The following is a 437-nucleotide window of genomic DNA, read 5'->3' as shown; positions in this document are numbered from 1 at the left end:
ATTGTAAGATTACTTCCGTCTCCCACTATAAATGTTGTCTGATTATCTACAAAGGCTCTGCTTCCATTTGTCTTACTTCCGCTTAATCCTATGGAATTGGGCATTCCCGTTGAACTTACTCCTACATTTATTCCACTACTGCTTCCCGTTGTTGTACTTGTGTTCTGAACTGATACAAGCTCAAGGTTTTTTATGTTTCCTGTTATCGTTCCGCCTTCCTGATTAAAACCTTTTAACTTCATATTCTTTGTATTATTGTGGACTTCATTTACATTAAGGAAACTTCCGTTATGATGAATAGTTTCTGTTGTATTCATATTGCTTTTATTAAACGATATACTTCCACCATTTCCCGTTGTCTGTAACTTATGCCCATAGCCTACTGTTGCTCCTGCATTTATTCCCGTACTTTTTCCGCTTGAAGAATATCTGTTATT

At 36.4% G+C, this 437-nt stretch carries 1 protein-coding gene; it reads right to left on the bottom strand.

What is annotated here, in order from left to right:
• The coding region (locus EII29_RS11615; protein WP_199726102.1) for a hemagglutinin repeat-containing protein at positions 1-437 on the bottom strand (437 nt) is incomplete at both ends.

It is taken from the genome of Leptotrichia sp. OH3620_COT-345 (assembly GCF_003932895.1).
GTDB lineage: Bacteria > Fusobacteriota > Fusobacteriia > Fusobacteriales > Leptotrichiaceae > Pseudoleptotrichia.
Note: the sequence above shows the minus strand (reverse complement) of the source record. Positions and strands in the feature narration are given on the sequence as shown.